13 protein-coding genes and 1 tRNA gene are annotated in these 16,618 nt (G+C 67.3%); 5 read left to right on the top strand and 9 right to left on the bottom strand.

What is annotated here, in order from left to right:
• Positions 1 to 22 precede the first annotated feature (22 nt).
• The gene (locus ACMZPQ_RS21935) at positions 23 to 1,051 is read right to left on the bottom strand and encodes a Type 1 glutamine amidotransferase-like domain-containing protein (RefSeq protein ID WP_197582110.1); all 1,029 of its coding nucleotides are present in this window, start codon (positions 1,049 to 1,051) and stop codon (positions 23 to 25) included.
• 170 nt (positions 1,052 to 1,221) lie between these two features.
• Between ACMZPQ_RS21935 and ACMZPQ_RS21930 the strand changes: the two genes are divergently transcribed.
• Complete coding sequence (locus tag ACMZPQ_RS21930; RefSeq protein ID WP_197582111.1) at positions 1,222 to 3,960, top strand: TonB-dependent receptor domain-containing protein; 2,739 nt, start codon at positions 1,222 to 1,224, stop codon at positions 3,958 to 3,960.
• A gap of 505 nt (positions 3,961 to 4,465) precedes the next feature.
• Here ACMZPQ_RS21930 and ychF read toward each other — a convergent pair.
• The 8 genes from ychF to ACMZPQ_RS21890 form a co-directional block, all read right to left on the bottom strand.
• Positions 4,466 to 5,557 carry a redox-regulated ATPase YchF gene (gene ychF, locus ACMZPQ_RS21925; RefSeq protein WP_197582112.1) on the bottom strand — a complete coding sequence of 364 codons (1,092 nt, stop codon included), beginning with the start codon at positions 5,555 to 5,557 and terminating at the stop codon, positions 4,466 to 4,468.
• 179 nt (positions 5,558 to 5,736) lie between these two features.
• Positions 5,737 to 6,315: an aminoacyl-tRNA hydrolase gene (gene pth / locus ACMZPQ_RS21920; protein ID WP_008268208.1), complete on the bottom strand. Its 579-nt coding sequence runs from the start codon at positions 6,313 to 6,315 to the stop codon at positions 5,737 to 5,739.
• 48 nt (positions 6,316 to 6,363) lie between these two features.
• Positions 6,364 to 6,981, bottom strand: a complete 618-nt coding sequence (locus ACMZPQ_RS21915; protein ID WP_197582113.1) for a 50S ribosomal protein L25/general stress protein Ctc — start codon at positions 6,979 to 6,981, stop codon at positions 6,364 to 6,366.
• 110 nt (positions 6,982 to 7,091) lie between these two features.
• Entirely contained in the window at positions 7,092 to 8,051 is a 960-nt protein-coding gene (locus tag ACMZPQ_RS21910; protein ID WP_005415400.1) for a ribose-phosphate diphosphokinase, read from the bottom strand.
• A 140-nt stretch (positions 8,052 to 8,191) separates the two neighbouring features.
• Positions 8,192 to 8,268, bottom strand: a tRNA-Gln gene (locus tag ACMZPQ_RS21905).
• An 11-nt stretch (positions 8,269 to 8,279) separates the two neighbouring features.
• Positions 8,280 to 9,149, bottom strand: coding sequence for a 4-(cytidine 5'-diphospho)-2-C-methyl-D-erythritol kinase (gene ispE, locus ACMZPQ_RS21900; RefSeq protein WP_197582114.1), 870 nt, complete (start codon positions 9,147 to 9,149; stop codon positions 8,280 to 8,282).
• Entirely contained in the window at positions 9,146 to 9,805 is a 660-nt protein-coding gene (gene lolB / locus ACMZPQ_RS21895; RefSeq protein WP_197582115.1) for a lipoprotein insertase outer membrane protein LolB, read from the bottom strand. The genes ispE and lolB overlap by 4 nt, the downstream gene beginning before the upstream one ends.
• Positions 9,802 to 11,487: a tetratricopeptide repeat protein gene (locus ACMZPQ_RS21890; RefSeq protein ID WP_197582116.1), complete on the bottom strand. Its 1,686-nt coding sequence runs from the start codon at positions 11,485 to 11,487 to the stop codon at positions 9,802 to 9,804. The genes lolB and ACMZPQ_RS21890 overlap by 4 nt, the downstream gene beginning before the upstream one ends.
• 63 nt (positions 11,488 to 11,550) lie before the next feature.
• Between ACMZPQ_RS21890 and hemA the strand changes: the two genes are divergently transcribed.
• From hemA to ppk2, 4 genes are read left to right on the top strand one after another with little or no spacing between them, the layout of a single operon-like run.
• Positions 11,551 to 12,834, top strand: a complete 1,284-nt coding sequence (gene hemA / locus ACMZPQ_RS21885) for a glutamyl-tRNA reductase (protein ID WP_197582117.1) — start codon at positions 11,551 to 11,553, stop codon at positions 12,832 to 12,834.
• The gene (gene prfA / locus ACMZPQ_RS21880; protein ID WP_197582118.1) at positions 12,812 to 13,894 is read left to right on the top strand and encodes a peptide chain release factor 1; all 1,083 of its coding nucleotides are present in this window, start codon (positions 12,812 to 12,814) and stop codon (positions 13,892 to 13,894) included. Before hemA ends, prfA begins: the two co-directional genes overlap by 23 nt.
• Before the next feature lie 5 nt (positions 13,895 to 13,899).
• A complete protein-coding gene (locus ACMZPQ_RS21875; RefSeq protein ID WP_197582119.1) occupies positions 13,900 to 15,606 on the top strand; it encodes an O-linked N-acetylglucosamine transferase, SPINDLY family protein in 1,707 nt (568 codons plus the stop codon).
• A 46-nt stretch (positions 15,607 to 15,652) separates the two neighbouring features.
• Positions 15,653 to 16,435 (top strand): polyphosphate kinase 2, encoded by a 783-nt coding sequence (gene ppk2, locus ACMZPQ_RS21870; RefSeq protein WP_197582120.1) that lies wholly within the window; start codon positions 15,653 to 15,655, stop codon positions 16,433 to 16,435.
• The last annotated feature ends 183 nt before the right edge of the window (positions 16,436 to 16,618 follow it).

The raw sequence follows: 16,618 nt of genomic DNA, 5'->3' as shown, positions 1-16,618 counted from the left end.
AGTTGCCGGCCAGCGGCCGGCACTACTGACGCGTGAACTCAAGCTCGCCGTCGCTTACATCGGCCACCGCCTGGTAGTCGGCTTCGGCCTCGAAGTCGTCCAGCCGCATGCGGCTGCCGCTGGCGACCACCGTGACCGGCACCGCGTGGAAGCGCAACGGCTCCCCCTCGACCAGGCGGTCGGCATCGCGGCCAGGACTGACCACCCAGACCTTGCCCTCGCCATCGGTGCTGTACACCTGCGCCTGGCCATCGGGCTCCACGCACAGTGCGGTGTCCTCGTCGACGCCGATGCCGACGATGTCAGGGTCGCCACTGTCCTGCGCGGCGCGTGCCACGAACACGATCAGGCGACCGAGCCGGTCGCGCTTGTCGAAGTGGGTATCGGTGACCACGCGCTGCAGGTAGGGCATCTGCAGGAAGCCGCTGTCCATTGTCACGGCGCTGCCCATCGGGTCGGCCAATGCGCCGGCCGAGGTGATGCTGCCGCCATCCATCGCGCCATAGGCGTAGCCACCCAGGATGGCCAGCCCGGCGCTGGTGCCGGCGATCGGCTTGCCTGCCCGCACATGGGCATTGAGCGCGCGGTTGAGTGCGGTGCCCTTCCAGAAACGGATGTAGCGCGACTGGTCACCGCCGGCGATGAAGATTGCGTCGGCCGCAGCAACCACGCGCAGCACGGCCGGATCGTCGGCGGCGCGACGGCTGTCGAAGACCAGGGTCTGCACGGCGGTGGTACCGCCGATCTCGCGGTACAGCCGGTCCTGCAACTCATCACTGCCCGATGCGCGCAGGATCAGCACGCGGCCGTTGCCGGCCTGCTTCAACCACCACTGGAAGGCCTCCGGCACCCATTCGCCGCCGCCCATCAGCATCATCGCCGGCGCGCGTGGGCCGGGCCGCGGAGCTTCCAGGTCGCCCACCTCGTAGTAGGCGAAACCAGGACCGTGCAGGTCCTGCGCCGCGGTGGCCAGCGGCCAGGACAGCACCAGCAGCACCAGCAGCACCAGCCAGGCGAAGGGGGTACGCAGAGTCCGCTGAAGGCGCCGCATCTTGATCTCCCTGAACAAAATCGACTTGCAAGCGTTTTCACTCTTTGCCAGATAGAGACCCAGTAGTCAAGGACATAAAAAAGGCGTTAAATGCGCGCGCCCATTCCGGAAATCTGAATGGGGGACAGGGCCCCTCCTCTGCGGGCCGGCTTCATTTCCGAGAATTCCTCATGCGTAGAAAGGCGATGGCGTGGTCGATCCAGCTGGCGTTGATGGGCGTGGCTGCTTCCGCGGCGGCCCAGGCACCGGCTTCCTCTTCGGTACAACAACTGGACGCGGTGCAGGTCACCGGTTCGCGTATTCCGCGCGCCCAGGTGGAGGGCCCCGCCCCGATCACGGTGATCAGCGCCGAGCAGATCCGTTCCAGCGGCTTCACCACCGTGCCGGACGTGCTGCGCGCGATGACCCAGAACGGCGGTGAGACCCAGAGCCAGCAGTCCTCCAGCGGTGCCGACTTCTCGCCGGGCGCCCAGCAGGTGGACCTGCGCGGCCTCGGCCCGAACCACACGCTGGTGCTGGTCAACGGCCGTCGCATCGCCGACTTCCCGATGCCGTTCAAGGGCCGCAGCAACTTCACCGACGTCTCCAACATCCCGCTGGGCATGATCGAGCGCATCGAAGTGCTGACCGGCAGCGCGTCGGCCATCTACGGCTCGGACGCCATCGCCGGCGTGGTCAACTTCATCCTGAAGAAGAAGGCCGATGGCACCACCGTCGACATGCGCATGGGCACCACCAGCGAAGGCGGTGGCGAGTCGTTCGACATGAGCATCGCCAGCGGCTTCAGCCGCGGCAACTTCAACGCGGTGTACAGCGTTGAGCTGCAGTCGCAGACGCCGCTGTGGGCCTATGAGCGCGACATCCAGGATTCGACCCAGGACGGCCCCACCGAGGGCTCGCGCATCGCGCGCCGTGCCTACCTGCGCACCGACTACGACGACAACTACCTGGACCCGGGCGCCGCCACCTGCGAAGCGCTGGCCGGGCAGAACCAGGGCAGCACCTACCGCGCCTTCCGCCCGAAGTACGGCTATTACTGCGGCAGCGATGCGTCGATCGGCTACGGCACCATCCTCAGCAAGCGCCGCGGCGCCAACGGCTACGCCTCGCTGAGCTACGACTTCGACAACGGCCAGCAGTGGTTCGCCGACGTGCAGCTGGGCTACCACACGATGTCGCTGATGCGCGATGTCACCAGCTGGGGCCGCATGGATGCCAACGGCGATGAGTCGGGCTACTTCAACAATGAAGCCACCGGCGAGATCGAATTCTGGCAGCGCCAGTTCTCTCCGGAGGAAATGGGCGGCCTGCGCAATGCGATGGTGCGCAGCACGCAGAAGACCTTCAGCGTGACCACCGGCTTCAAGGGCAACCTGGCCGGCAACTGGGATTACGAAGCGGCGCTGAGCCATTCGCAGTACCAGTCGCGGATCAGCTGGGCGCAGATCATCGCCGCCAAGGCCAATGACCTGTTCCTGGGCCCGCAGCTGGGCGTGGATGATGACGGCTTCCCGATCTACAACGCCGACCCGTCGCGCCTGTACCGGCCGCTGACCCGCGCCGAGTACGATTCGATCGCCGCACGCACCACCTACTCGCCGAAGTCGCGCACCGAAACCGCGGCCTTCACCCTGACCAATGCGTCGCTGTTCGGGCTGCCGGGCGGTGATGCCGGCTTCGCAGCGACCGTGGAAGTGGGCCAGCAGGCCTACGCGCTGAACCCTGATCCGCTGGCCACCCAGTACTACTACTACAGCTGGAAGGATTCGGACGGCCAGGGTTCGCGCAACCGCTGGGCGACCGCCGCCGAGCTGCGCATGCCGCTGCATGAGACGGTCAACCTGAGCGTGGCCGGCCGTTATGACCAGTACCGCTACTCCGGCCACACCATCGGCAAGGCGACCTGGAGCGGCGGCCTGGAATGGCGCCCGATCGACACCCTGCTGGTGCGTGGTTCGTATGGCACCGCGTTCCGCGCACCGGACCTGCATTACGTGTTCGCCGGCCCGGGCAACGATGAAACCAGTGCCGAAGACCTGTACAGCTGCCGCCTCGAAGGCGCCAGCGACTGTTCCGACTACGAGCGCAACCTGATCCGCAGCCGCACCGGCAACCGCCAGCTCGACCCGGAAACCAGCACCTCGTGGAGTGCCGGCTTCGTCTGGTCGCCGGCGATCGGCCTGGACCTGTCGGTGGACTGGTTCGACATCGACATGCGCAAGCAGGTGCAGGACATGGACGTGCGCACGATCCTGGCCAATGAAGCGAACTGCCGCCTCGGCAGCGCCGACATCAGCTCGCCGACCTGCGTGGATGCACTCGACCGCATCACCCGTACCAGCGATGGCCGCCTGTATGGCGTGCGCGTGGCGCCGATCAACGTCGCCCGCGAGTCCACCTCCGGCATCGATGTCGGCCTGCGCTACCGCCTGCAGACCGGCATCGGCGACTTCATCCTCAACGGCACCCACACCTGGGTGAAGAAGCACGATTTCCAGCGCTACCCGGGCGACCCGACCCTGGACCAGTTCGCGGTCAACAGCGGCTTCGACATCCCGCGCACCAAGACCAGCGTGAGCGTGACCTGGGAGAAGGACGCCTGGTCGGCCACGGTCTACGGCTCGCGCCTGGGCAAGCTGCCGACCTCAGACAACTACGACCAGTCGTTCGACTGGGAGAGCGGTGACAGCCCGTACGTGAAGGCGACCTACCGCTACAACGCGTCGCTGCAGTACCGCTTCGACGACCATTCGCGCCTGTCGCTGTCGGTGGTCAACGTGTTCAACAAGATGCCGCCGAAGGACGCCACGTACACCGCGTACCCGTACTACGACGTGTCCTGGTTCGACAGCGTCGGCCGCACCATCAACCTGCAGTACACCCACAAGTTTGGTGGCAGCGCGCTGTAAGGCACGGCCCATTGCAGGACGTGGACGACAAGGCCCGCCAATGGCGGGCCTTGTTTCTTATGCACACCGCGCGTGGAAAGTGATGGGAACTTGGTGTGGACAAGTGGCCGCGAGGCTTGCAGTGCAGGCGTTTCCGCGCGTGATGATTTTTTATCCATCACCGTGATTGTTTTCCACACGGCAGGTGGAGAGCGGTGGGAACTTGATGTGGACAAGTGGGTGCGAGCCTTGCACCACGGGCCTTTTGAGACGTGGTGAGTTATTGTCCACACACCGCGTTCGATACCCGCAGCGGCGAGCATGGGCTCGGTTCTACGTAGGCGCGCGGGGTTTTCCACACCGCACGTGGAAAGCGATGGGGGTTGGGTGTGGACAAGTGCGCGCGAGTGTTGTGGCGCAGGCCTTTCGAAGCGCGGTCATTTTTTGTCCACACCATCAACCATCTCCGGAAACGCGAACGCCCCGCACAAGGCGGGGCGTCCGGAGTCGATCCGATGCCGCCGGATCAGACGTTGAAGCGGAAGTGCAGCACGTCGCCTTCCTGCACGCGGTATTCCTTGCCTTCCAGGCGCAGGCGACCGGCTTCCTTGGCGCCGGCTTCGCCCTTGTACTTGATGAAGTCGTCGTACGCGATGGTTTCGGCGCGGATGAAGCCCTTCTCGAAGTCGGTATGGATGACTGCGGCGGCCTGCGGGGCAGTGGCGCCCTTGCGCACGGTCCACGCGCGGACTTCCTTGACGCCGGCAGTGAAGTAGGTCTGCAGGCCGAGCAGGCTGTAGGCCGCGTTGATCACGCGGTTCAGGCCCGGCTCGCTCAGGCCGAGGTCGGCCAGGAAGGTGTCGCGGTCTTCGTCGTCGAGCTGGGACAGCTCTTCCTCGATCGCGGCCGACACCGGCACCACCTGCGCGCCTTCGGCAGCGGCGTGGGCACGCACGGCGTCCAGGTGCGGGTTGTTCTCGAAACCATCTTCCAGCACGTTGGCGATGTACATCACCGGCTTCAGGGTCAGCAGGAACAGGTCACGCACCAGCGCCTTTTCTTCCTCGTCCAGGCCAACCGAACGGCCGGACTTGCCGTCGGACAGCGCCGCCTGCAGCTTGGCCAGCACCGGCTTGCGTGCCGCTGCGTCCTTGTCGCCGCCCTTGGCCGCGCGCTCGGCACGGTTCAACGCCTTTTCGACGCTGTCCAGGTCGGCCAGCGCCAGTTCGGTATCGATGGTTTCGATGTCCGAAATCGGGTCGACCTTGTTGTTGACGTGGATGACGTCCGCGTTCTCGAAGCAGCGCACCACGTGGGTGATCGCATCGACTTCGCGGATATGGGCCAGGAACTTGTTGCCCAAGCCTTCACCGCTGGCGGCACCGGCCACCAGGCCGGCGATGTCGACGAACTCGACCGCGGTGGGAATGACCTTCTGCGGGTTGATGATCGCCGCCAGTTCGTTCAGGCGCGGGTCCGGCACCGGCACGATGCCGACGTTCGGCTCGATGGTGCAGAACGGGAAATTCGCCGCGGCGATGCCCGCCTTGGTCAGCGCGTTGAACAGGGTCGACTTGCCGACGTTGGGCAGGCCGACGATGCCGCATTTGATACCCATGGGTGACAGCTCTCTGGGGTGAAAGTGATTGGGAAAGCAGCAGCATGGGTGCTGCTTTTCCAATCATTCTCCGTACCGACCAACGGTCGGTACCTACCGGCCGCCTGTTTCCGTACCGACCAACGGTCGGTACCTACCGCACGTTGCATCCGTACCGACCAACGGTCGGCACCTACCGTTTATTTCGGGGTGTGCAGCCGCTTCATCGCTTCGCTGAAATCGCCCTGCACTGCCAGCGGCATTACGTCGATCGCATCGTCGATGGCGCGTGCGATCAGCACGTCGTCGTCCTTGGAGGGACGGCCGAGCACCCAACCCACCACGCGGTCCTTGTGGCCGGGATGGCCGATGCCCACGCGCAGGCGATGGAACTTGCCGTGGCCGAGCAAGCGGATGGTGTCGCGCAGGCCGTTCTGGCCACCGTGGCCGCCGTCGAACTTCAGCCGCGCCACGCCGGGCGCCAGGTCCAGTTCGTCATGGGCCAGCAGGGTTTCTTCCGGCTCGATCTTCCAGAACCGCTGTGCGGCGGTGACCGACTTGCCGCTGAGGTTCATGAAGGTGGCGGGCTTGAGCAGCCACACCGTCTGCCCGGCGATCTCGACCTTGGCGGTCTCACCGAACAGCTTGCTGTCCACATTCCATCGCGCACCGGCTTTTTCAGCCAGGGCCTCAACGAAATGAAACCCGGCATTGTGCCGGGTCCGGGCGTGTTCCGATCCGGGGTTGCCCAGACCGACGATCAGTCGCAGTCCTGCCATGGTTCCTTCCAGAACGGTGCCTGCCCGGAGGCAGGCACCGTCACTGCATTACTCGGCAGCCGGAGCTTCAGCGTCGGCAGCGTCTTCCTTGCCGTGCTTGGCGGTGACGATCGCGTCGTCGTGGTCCTTGCCCAGCGCCAGGGCCGGGATTTCCACGCCCTTCGGCAGCTTGATGTTGGACAGGTACACCACGTCGCCAGCGGCCAGGTCGGCCAGGTCGACTTCGATCGACTCCGGCAGGTCCTTCGGCAGGCAGCTGATGGTCACTTCCTTCAGTTCGTGGGTGACCACGACGTCGGCAGCCTTGCCGGCCGGCGAGGTGTCTTCGTTGATGAAGTGCAGCGGAACCGAAGCGGTCAGGGCTTCGTTCTCGTTCACGCGCTGGAAGTCCAGGTGCATGATCAGCTGCTTGTACGGGTGGCGCTGCAAGTCACGCAGCAGGACCTTCTGCACCTGGCCGTCCAGGTTCAGGTCCAGGATCGAGGCATAGAACCACTCGTTCTGCTGGGCCAGCCAGATTTCGTTGTGGTCCAGGCTGATGGCGACCGGCTCGGCGTTGCCGCCGTACACGATGGCCGGGATCACACCGGCGTGACGCAGGCGGCGGCTCGCACCCTTACGCTGCAGTTCACGCTTGGTGACCTTGATTTCATGGGTCTTCGACATTTTCGACTACTCAGGTTGTTGCCGCGCCTTGCGGCGTGGCGGTTGAAGATGCTTCCGCGACCAGAAGCATCCGGGGCATGCCCCCAACCGTTGCCGGCGGGGGCGAAAACTCAATCGACGTACAGCGAACTGACCGACTCGCCGAAGGCGATGCGGCGCATCGTTTCGGCCAGCATTTCCGCCACGCTCAGCTGGCGGATCTTGCTGCACACCCGCGCGGCGTCCTTCAGCGGGATGGTGTCGGTCACCACCAGCTCGTCGAGCTGGGAATTGGTGATGTTGTCCACCGCCGGGCCCGACAGCACCGCGTGGGTGCAGTAGGCGGCGACCTTGAGCGCACCGCGCGCCTTCAGGGCAGCGGCAGCGGCGCACAGGGTGCCGGCGGTATCGACGATGTCATCGACCATCACGCAGGTCTTGCCTTCGACGTCACCGATGATGTTCATCACGGTGGAGACGTTGGCGCGCGGACGGCGCTTGTCGATGATCGCCAGGTCGGCGTCATCCAGGCGCTTGGCCACCGCACGGGCGCGGACCACGCCGCCCACGTCCGGCGAGACGACGATCAGGTTCTCGGTGCCGTAGGCGCGCCAGATGTCGGCCAGCAGCAGCGGAGAGGCGTACACGTTGTCGACCGGAATATCGAAGAAACCCTGGATCTGGTCGGCGTGCAGGTCGACGGTCAGCACGCGATCAGCGCCAGCGGTGCTGAACATCTTGGCCGCCAGCTTGGCGGTGATCGGCACGCGCGAGGAACGCATGCGGCGATCCTGGCGGGAGTAACCGAAGTACGGCACCACGGCGGTCACGCTGGCCACCGATGCGCGCTTGAGCGCGTCGATCAGCACCAGCAGTTCCATCAGGTTTTCCGCGCTCGGCGCGCAGGTCGGCTGGATCACGAACACGTCCTGCTTGCGGACGTTCTCTTCGATCTCCACCTGCACTTCACCATCGGAGAAGTGCGAGACCAGCGCCTTGCCCGGGCGAACCCCCAGTTCCTTGCAGATGTTCTGCGCCAGACGTTTGTTGGCGTTGCCGGAAAAGACCAGCAGGTTCGGGGACTCTTGCATCATGATTGTCTCGGGCGGGGACGAGTGGCGGGGATCCGGAGTCGGCAAGGACCCTCATGGACCCTTGCTGCTGACAACACCGCGGTTGTTTCCACGTCCCGCGCAGGCGATGCGCTGGAAGGCGCGGACACAGCCGCTATTGGCAGGGGCGGTAGGATTCGAACCTACGAATGCCAGGATCAAAACCTGGTGCCTTGGGCCTCTTGGCGACGCCCCTGCATTGATAAATCAGTGTTGCTCGAGTGCATCCAGCAGTGGCGAACGCGCAACGCCCGCTGCCACCCTTGCCCGCAACTCCTTCGGCAACTTCGACCGTCCCTGCTCTGCGGCAGCCTGCGATGCGAACTCGACGAAACAACCACTTCCCGAACCGGTCAGCCGCGCGGAGCCGATGCCGCTCAACGCTGCGAGCGCGGCCTCGACGGCAGGCTCACGGCGGCGCAGCACCGGTTCGAACGCGTTCCCGACCAGGGTCCCGGAAGCGAAGTCCTCTATTTTCGCCACTGGGCTGTCGCGCGTCAAATCCGGGTCTGCGAAAAGGGCCGGCGTGGGAACATGAACGCCCGGCTCGACCACCACATACCAGGCCGGAGCCAGCGTAATCGGCTGCAGCCGCTCGCCTACCCCCTCGGCCCAGGCGTTGCGGCCACGCACGAATACCGGCACGTCGGCTCCCAGGCGCAGGCCCAGCGCCGCCAGCGCGTCTTCGTCCAGGCCGGCCTGCCAGAGCCGGTTCAACACGACCAGCACGGTGGCAGCATCCGACGAGCCACCACCGAAACCGCCACCCGCGGAAACATGCTTTTCAACGATGATGTCCGCACCTTGCGCGACATTAACCGCCTCTTTCAGCAACCGCGCGGCTCGCACCGCCAGGTCGTCGGCCTCGGCCACGCCCGCCAGGCCGTCGCCCTGCCGGCGCACCTGGCCGTCTTCACGCAGGCGCAGGCCGATGCGGTCGCCCCAGTCCAGCAGGCGGAACACGGTCTGCAGCTCGTGATAGCCATCAGCGCGACGACCGGTGATGTGCAGGAACAGGTTCAGTTTGGCCGGGGCCGGCCACCAGGACCAGCCCGCGTCGTCGGCTGCACCCTTCATGGGGTGCCCTGCCCCCACTGGTCCACCAGCAGGCGCACCTTGGCGTCGCCATTGCTGGCCTCGATCCGGCGCGGCAGCGCCGGGCGTGCGGCTTCGGCCGGGTACCAGTCCAGGTACTGCACCTGCCAGCCCATCTGCTGCATGCGGCGCGGCCGGCCTTCACCGTCGCGCTCGACCTTCTCCGGACCGGCGGCGTCGCCGGCCACCAGGCCACGGATCCACTCCGGCAGCTGGTTGACCGGAATGTCCCAGCCGGTGGCCTCCAGCAGCAGCTGCTGGGCATCCTCGCCGTCACGCGGACCGCCGGCCAGCCCTTCCAGGCGGCCAGCTTCGGAATGGGTATCGCCGGTCAGCTTCCAGCTCTGCCGGGTCACCGGCGCGCTCAATTCGACCACGTAGCGGCGGCCGTCCTGCTTCCAGTCGATGCGGCCACTGCCGCCATCCTTGCCCTTGCTGACCGCGACCCGGCCCTGGAAAGCCCAGTCCGGCTGTGCCTGCAGCGCGGCCACCCGCGCGGCCTCGGCCTGCGCGGCTTCGGCGGACACGATCTCGACCACGGCCGGCGCCGGGGTCTTCTGCGTGCCGACGCTGGTGCAGGCGGTGACCGCCAGGGTCGCGGCCGCCAACAGCAGCGGCCGGATCAGGGAAACACTCATGGATTGAATTTCTCGCGGGCGCGCAGCAGCGCGCGGTTTTCGGGGTCGAGCTTGGCCGCTTCCTCGAAGAAGTGGCGGGCTTCGTCGTGCTTGCCCAGCACCCACAGCACTTCACCGACATGGGCGGCGATCTCCGGGTCCTTGGCCAGGGTCCAGGCACGGCGCAGCTGCACCAGGGCCTCTTCCTTGCGGCCCAGGCGATACAGCACCCAGCCGTAGCTGTCGACGATGGCCGCGTTGTCCGGCTCGGCCACGCGGGCGCGGTCGATCAGCTCCAGTGCCTCCTGCAGGCGGCCCGTGCGGTCGGCCAGGGTGTAGCCCAGTGCATTCAGCGCCGGCACGTTCTCGGGATCGGTCACCAGCACCTTGCGCAGGTCGGCCTCGGCGCGCGGAATGTCGTCGCGACGTTCCCAGGTGAGCGCCCGCGCGTACAGCAGCCCGTTGTCATCCGGGTAAGCGGCCAGGCCGCGGGCCAGCGCGTCCAGCTCACCGGCGCTGTCGTCGGCGCGCTGGCGAAGCTCGGCCTCCAGCAGGTAGGCATCGCGGCGCACATCGTCGTCGACCACGGCGTCGGACTGGATCGCGTGCACTTCATCCAGTGCCAGCGGCAGGCGCCCGGCCAGCGCCTGCGCATTGGCCGCACGCAGGCGCGCCTCGCTCAGCTCATCGCCACCGGGCACGCTGTGGTACCACTGCACCGCTTCGGGATAGCGCTTGAGGTATTCGGCGATCTTGCCCAGCAGCAGGCGCTGCGCCGGGTCCGGCTTGGCGGCCTGCCGCGACAGTTCGTTGTACAGGTTGGACAGCGCCGCCTTGTCGCCCTGCTTGGCCAGCAGTGAGGCACGCATGCCCCAGGTCTGCACGTCCTGCGGGCCGAACGCCAGCACGCGCTCGGCCGCGGACGGCTGGCCGAGGCTGTCATAGGCGATGGCCACCGCGTTGCGCAGTTCCGGGTCCTGCCGGGTCTTCGGCTCGACGTCGTGCAGCAGCGACAACGCCTTGTCGGTCTCGCCGGCCTGCTGCAGCTGGCTGGCACGCAGCAGCGCCACGCGCGGCTCCTCGGGGAAGCGCTTGACCACTTCATCGATCATGCGCCGCGCCAACTCGGGCTTTTCCATGCGCAGGGCGAGGCGGCCAAACTCCTGCCAGGCCTCGATCTTAGGTGGAATGGCATTGGCATCGACCAGCTCGCCCAGCACCTGGGCCGGCACCGCCGGGTCGCGGCCACCACCGATCAGCGCGGCCAGGGCGAACTTCCATCCGCGTTCATCAGGGTCGGCCAGCAGCCCCTGCAGATCGGCGCGTGCGGCCTTCACATCGCCCTGGCGCATGGCCAGCGCAGCGGCGGCACTGCGCATGGTCAACGAGCTGGGCGCGCGCTGCTGCCACAGGGCCAGGCCCTTGGCGGCGCTGGCATCGTCGTTGGCCAGCATGGAAATGCGGGTCGCGCGCTCGGCCAGGCCGGCGTCGCCGTCGGTCTGCTGGGCGGCCTGCAGGTACCAGCGCGCGGCCTCGGCCAGCTTGCCGGCCTGCAGCGCGAACTCACCGGCCATGACCGGTTCCAGCGCCAGTTCCTCAGTGGCTGCGGCCCGTACGGGCGCCTTGGCCGGCACCGCTGCCAGGGCCTGGCCGCAGGCCAGGGACAGCAGCAGAACACTGGGGATGCGAATCAATGCGGGCATCGTCGGCATCGGGGCCTTAAAATGTCGTCCAATGGCCAGCAGCTTATCGCAAGCAACTGAACAATGACCCTGTGGGTGCTCGGACTGAATCACCAGACCGCACCGGTAGAGCTGCGCGAGCGCGCGGCCTTCGCCGGTGAGGCGTTGCCGCGCGCGCTCGGTTCGCTGCGCGATACCCCGCAGATCGCCGAGGCGGTGCTGCTGTCCACCTGCAACCGCACCGAACTGTACGCCGTGGCCGATTCGGCGCAGGCGCTGGACCAGTGGCTGCACAGCCAGGCCGGCGACCTGCAGGGCTACCTGTACCAGCACGCCGATGCCGAGGCGGTGCGCCACCTGTTCCGGGTCGCCACCGGGCTGGACTCGATGGTGCTGGGCGAACCGCAGATCCTCGGCCAGGTGAAGGATGCCTGGTCGATCGCGCGTGACCATGGCCTGCTCGGCCAGCGCCTGGACCGCTTGTTCCAGCAGACCTTCTCGGTGGCCAAGCGCGCTCGCACCGATACCCAGGTCGGCGCCAACCCGGTGTCGGTGGCCTCGGCCGCGGTGCGCCTGGCGCAGAACGCGTTCGCACGCCTGGACGATTCCACCGTACTGCTCGTCGGCGCTGGCGAGACCATTGAACTGGCCGCGCGGCACCTGAGCGAGGGCAAGGTGCGGCGGCTGTTGATCGCCAACCGCACCCTCGCCCACGCCCAGGAGCTGGCCAGCCGCCACGGCGGCGTGGCCCTGCCGCTGACCGAACTGGACCGCCATCTGGGCGAGGCCGACGTGGTGTTCTCGGCCACCGCCGCGCGCGAACCGGTGATCCATCGCGAGATGGTGGCCAAGGCCCTGCGCGCGCGCCGGCACAAGCCGATGCTGCTGTTCGACCTGGCCGTGCCGCGCGACATCGAAGCCGAGGTCGGTACGCTCAATGACGCCTTCCTCTATACGGTTGATGACCTCGAACGCGCGGTGGAAGACAACCGCCGCGGCCGCCGCGAGGCGGCTGCCGAGGCCGAGGCAATCATCGACCTGCAGGTGTCGCGGTTCGTCGAGACCCTGCAGGCCAGTGCCCACCAGGCGCCGTTGCGGCAGCTGCGTGCGTTCGGCGAAGCCACCCGCTCCGAACTGCTGGAGCGTGCCCGCCAGCAGCTGGCCAACGGCAAGCCGGCCGACGAAGTGCTGGAACTGCTGGCCCACGGCTTGACCAACCGACTGCTGCACCCACCGACCGCTGCCTTGCGCGCCGCCGCGCTGAGCGGCGATGCCGACCTGACCCGCGCCGCAGAGCGCCTGTTCCCGGCCACGCCGGGTTACCGCCACCCACCCGTGAGACCCGATGACGCCGACCCTGCGCCGTAAGCTGGAAGCGCTGGCCGAGCGCCGCGAAGAACTGGAACGCCTGCTCGCCGAACCCGATGTGGTCGCCGACAACACCCGTTTCCGCGATCTTTCGCGCGAATTCGCCCAACTTGAACCGGTCGCCACCGCACTGGCCGATGAAGCCCGCGCCAAGGCCGACCTGGCCGCCGCCGAAAGCATGCGCGCCGACCCCGACCTGCGCGAGCTGGCCGACGAGGAAATCGCCGCCGCGCAGGCGCGCCTGCAGCAGCTGGAGGAGGAACTGGCGCTGCTGCTGGTGCCGCGCGACCCACGCGATGAAGGCAACCTGTTCCTGGAAGTGCGCGCTGGTACAGGCGGCGACGAAGCGGCGATCTTCGCCGGCGACCTGTTCCGCATGTACGCCCGCTATGCCGAGCGCCAAGGGTGGAAAGTCGAAGTCGAATCGGACAACCCGGGCGAGCATGGCGGCTACAAGGAAGTGGTGGCACGCGTGGTCGGCCGGGGGGCGTTCTCGCGCCTGAAGTTCGAATCGGGCACGCACCGCGTGCAGCGCGTGCCGGCCACCGAATCGCAGGGCCGCATCCACACCTCGGCCGCCACCGTGGCGATCATTCCCGAGGCCGACGAAGTCGATGACATCGTCATCAACCCGGCGGACCTGAAGGTGGATACCTTCCGCTCCTCCGGCGCCGGTGGCCAGCACGTCAACAAGACCGAGTCGGCGATCCGCATCACCCACGTGCCGACCGGCGTGGTGGTGGAGTGCCAGACCGAACGCAGCCAGCATGCCAATCGCGACAAGGCGATGAAGCGCCTGAAGGCGCAGCTGCTCGACGCCGAACGCCAGCGCCAGGACGCGGCACAGGCTGAATCACGGCGCCTGCAGGTCGGCAGTGGCGACCGCAGCCAGCGCATCCGTACCTACAACTTCCCGCAGGGGCGGATCACCGACCACCGCGTGGAAGGCCTGACCCTGTACGACCTGCCCAACATCCTGGCCGGCGACCTCGACCCGCTGCTGCAGCGGCTCAGCCACGAACACCAGGTCGACGCCCTGGCCCAGCTGTCGGCGGGCTGAGCGCGATGTCGGCCAGGCAGCAGCGGCAGGACCTGCAGCAGGCGATCGCGCGCCAGCCCGGTGATTTCGTCGCCTGGGTGATGCTGGCCGACCTGGAACTGGAAGCCGGCGACATCGCCGCCGGCGAACAGGCTGCACGACGCGCGCTGCAACTGCGCCCGAACCATCCCGAAGCGCTGGCGCGGCTGGGCCGCGTGGCATGGATGGCGGGTGCGCATGCCGATGCAGCAACGCTGCTCGGCCAGGCCTCGGCGCTGGCCCCGCAACACCCGGGCATCGCACTGTGGCTGGGCCACGCACTGGAAGACGCCGATGATGCCGAAGGTGCATCGGCGGCCTATCGGCGCGCACACACGCTGATGCCTGCCGAGCCCTACATCGCCGCCCAGCGCCTGGCCTGGCAGCGCCGGTTGTGCGACTGGCAGGATGTGGACGCACTGGCTGCACAGGTACGTGACGCCGCAGCCTCCGGCCAGGGCGTGGTCGAACCGTTCGCCTTCCTCAGCGAGGACGCCAGCGCCGCCGAACAATTGGCCTGCGCACGCACCCGTGCGATGGCGGTGGCCGCCTCGGTGCGGCCATTGCCGCCGGTGACGGTGCGCCCGCGAGGCCCACTACGGATCGGTTTCCTTTCCAATGGTTTCGGTGCGCATCCCACCGGGCTGCTGACCGTGGCGCTGTTCGAGCAGCTGCGTCACGACCCGGCGCTGCAGCTGCATCTGTTCGCCCTGAACCGTGCCGACAGCAGTCGCATCCGCCAGCGCCTGCAGGCGGCGACGCAGCTGCACGATGTGGCTGGCCTGCGTCATGCCGACGCCGCCGCACGTATCCGCGCACAGGGCATCGACGTGTTGTTCGACCTGCGCGGGTGGGGCGGTGGCGGCGCACCGGAAGTGCTGGCGATGCGACCCGCCCCGCTGCAGCTGAACTGGCTGGCCTATCCGGGTACGTCCGGCGCGCCGTGGATGGACGCGGTGGTCGGTGATGCCTTTGCGCTGCCACCTGCTCTGGAACCGCACTACAGCGAGCGTGTGCTGCGGCTGCCGCGCGCCTTCCAGTCATCGGACAACACCCGCGTGCTGGAGCCGGCGCCGACCCGATCGGACTGCGGGCTGCCTGCGCAGGGCGTGGTGTTCTGCTGCTTCAACAACAGCTACAAGCTCAACCCGCGCAGCATCGGCCGCGCGTTCGCGGTGCTGCAGGCGGTGCCTGGCAGCGTGCTGTGGCTGCTGTCCGGGCCCGGCCAGGCCGATGCGCGCTTGCGTGCGGCCGCACAGGTCGCAGGCCTGGACCCGGCACGCCTGGTGTTCATGGCCAAGCTGCCGCATCCGCATTACCTGGCCCGCTACCCGCTGGCTGACCTGTTCCTGGACACGCACCCGTACAACGCGCACACCACGGCGTCGGATGCGCTGTGGGCAGGCTGTCCGGTGCTGACCTGTCCTGGCGACACCTTTGCCGCGCGGGTGGCCGGCAGCCTCAACCATCACCTCGGCCTGGCCCGGATGAACGTTGCCGACGATGCTGCGTTCATCGCCACCGCCAGCGCACTGGGCAACGACCCAGCGGCACTGGCCGCGCTGCGTGCCGAGCTGGCGCAGGCACGCGAACACAGCGGCCTGTTCGACATGGGCGGGTTCGCCCGCGACCTGTCGGCATTGCTGCAGCAGTTGGCCGGTGAGCACGGCTGGCACGGCGTCGACAGAACCTGAGCGCCACCTGCGCTACGCTCGGGCTTCCTTCCCGCGTGGTGTGACGATGGCAAAGCTCAAGCGCAAGGAGTACGACGAACTGCTGCTGCCGCTGCAGCTGGAACTGACTGCGATGGCGCGCTGGGTGCAGCACAGCGGGCAACGCCTGCTGGTGCTGTTCGAAGGCCGCGACACGGCCGGCAAGGGCGGCGCGATCCAGGCCATCAGCCAGCATCTGAACCCTCGCCAGTGCCGGGTGGTGGCCTTGCCCAAGCCCACCGACCGCGAGGCCACGCAGTGGTACTTCCAGCGCTACGCTTCGCACCTTCCCGCCGCCGGCGAGATCGTGCTGATGGACCGCAGCTGGTACAACCGTGCCGGCGTCGAGCGGGTGATGGGCTACTGCAGCGAAACCGAGTACCAGCAGTTCCTGCGCCAGGCGCCGGTGTTCGAACAGCTGCTGGTGGACGATGGCATCCTGCTGTTCAAGTACTGGCTGTGCGTGGACCAGGCGCAGCAGGAAAAGCGTTTCTGCGAACGCCACGTCGATCCGCTGAAAGGCTGGAAGCTGTCCCCGGTGGACCTGAAGTCGCGCAGCAAGTACAGCGCGTACACCGAGGCACGGGAAGCGATGCTGCGCGCCACCCACCGCGAAGGCGCGCCGTGGACGCTGGTGGATTTCAACGACCAGCGGCTGGGCCGGCTGACCCTGGTGCGCAACCTGCTGGACCGGCTGCCGGATACGCGGGTGGATGCGCCGTTGCCAGAGCTGCCGAAGCTGAAGGGCAAGCTGCATCGCGAGCACTACGATGTGCTGAAGCCGATCGAAGACTTCCCGGTCGAGGAATAGGGGGGGTCGGCAGGGCTGCGCCCTGCACCGGTAGTGCCGGCCGCTGGCCGGCAACCTCAACAGCAACAGCAACAGCAGAAGCGGGCTTGCTGTGGGATGGTGGGCCGGTGTCGACCTTGGTCGACACGGTAGATCCACGCCATGCGTGGATGCTCTTCATTCAATTGTCGAAAAATTCGATTT

It is taken from the genome of Stenotrophomonas maltophilia (assembly GCF_047497515.2).
Taxonomy (GTDB): Bacteria; Pseudomonadota; Gammaproteobacteria; order Xanthomonadales; family Xanthomonadaceae; genus Stenotrophomonas.
Note: the sequence above shows the minus strand (reverse complement) of the source record. Positions and strands in the feature narration are given on the sequence as shown.

What these genes read in the sequence shown, in the direction of transcription:
- ACMZPQ_RS21935 (WP_197582110.1), bottom strand. Translation starts at nt 1,051, where the DNA reads ATGCGGCGCCTTCAGCGGACTCTGCGTACCCCCTTCGCCTGGCTGGTG.
- ACMZPQ_RS21930 (WP_197582111.1), top strand. Translation starts at nt 1,222, where the DNA reads ATGCGTAGAAAGGCGATGGCGTGGTCGATCCAGCTGGCGTTGATGGGC.
- ychF (WP_197582112.1), bottom strand. Translation starts at nt 5,557, where the DNA reads ATGGGTATCAAATGCGGCATCGTCGGCCTGCCCAACGTCGGCAAGTCG.
- pth (WP_008268208.1), bottom strand. Translation starts at nt 6,315, where the DNA reads ATGGCAGGACTGCGACTGATCGTCGGTCTGGGCAACCCCGGATCGGAA.
- ACMZPQ_RS21915 (WP_197582113.1), bottom strand. Translation starts at nt 6,981, where the DNA reads ATGTCGAAGACCCATGAAATCAAGGTCACCAAGCGTGAACTGCAGCGT.
- ACMZPQ_RS21910 (WP_005415400.1), bottom strand. Translation starts at nt 8,051, where the DNA reads ATGCAAGAGTCCCCGAACCTGCTGGTCTTTTCCGGCAACGCCAACAAA.
- ispE (WP_197582114.1), bottom strand. Translation starts at nt 9,149, where the DNA reads ATGAAGGGTGCAGCCGACGACGCGGGCTGGTCCTGGTGGCCGGCCCCG.
- lolB (WP_197582115.1), bottom strand. Translation starts at nt 9,805, where the DNA reads ATGAGTGTTTCCCTGATCCGGCCGCTGCTGTTGGCGGCCGCGACCCTG.
- ACMZPQ_RS21890 (WP_197582116.1), bottom strand. Translation starts at nt 11,487, where the DNA reads ATGCCCGCATTGATTCGCATCCCCAGTGTTCTGCTGCTGTCCCTGGCC.
- hemA (WP_197582117.1), top strand. Translation starts at nt 11,551, where the DNA reads ATGACCCTGTGGGTGCTCGGACTGAATCACCAGACCGCACCGGTAGAG.
- prfA (WP_197582118.1), top strand. Translation starts at nt 12,812, where the DNA reads ATGACGCCGACCCTGCGCCGTAAGCTGGAAGCGCTGGCCGAGCGCCGC.
- ACMZPQ_RS21875 (WP_197582119.1), top strand. Translation starts at nt 13,900, where the DNA reads ATGTCGGCCAGGCAGCAGCGGCAGGACCTGCAGCAGGCGATCGCGCGC.
- ppk2 (WP_197582120.1), top strand. Translation starts at nt 15,653, where the DNA reads ATGGCAAAGCTCAAGCGCAAGGAGTACGACGAACTGCTGCTGCCGCTG.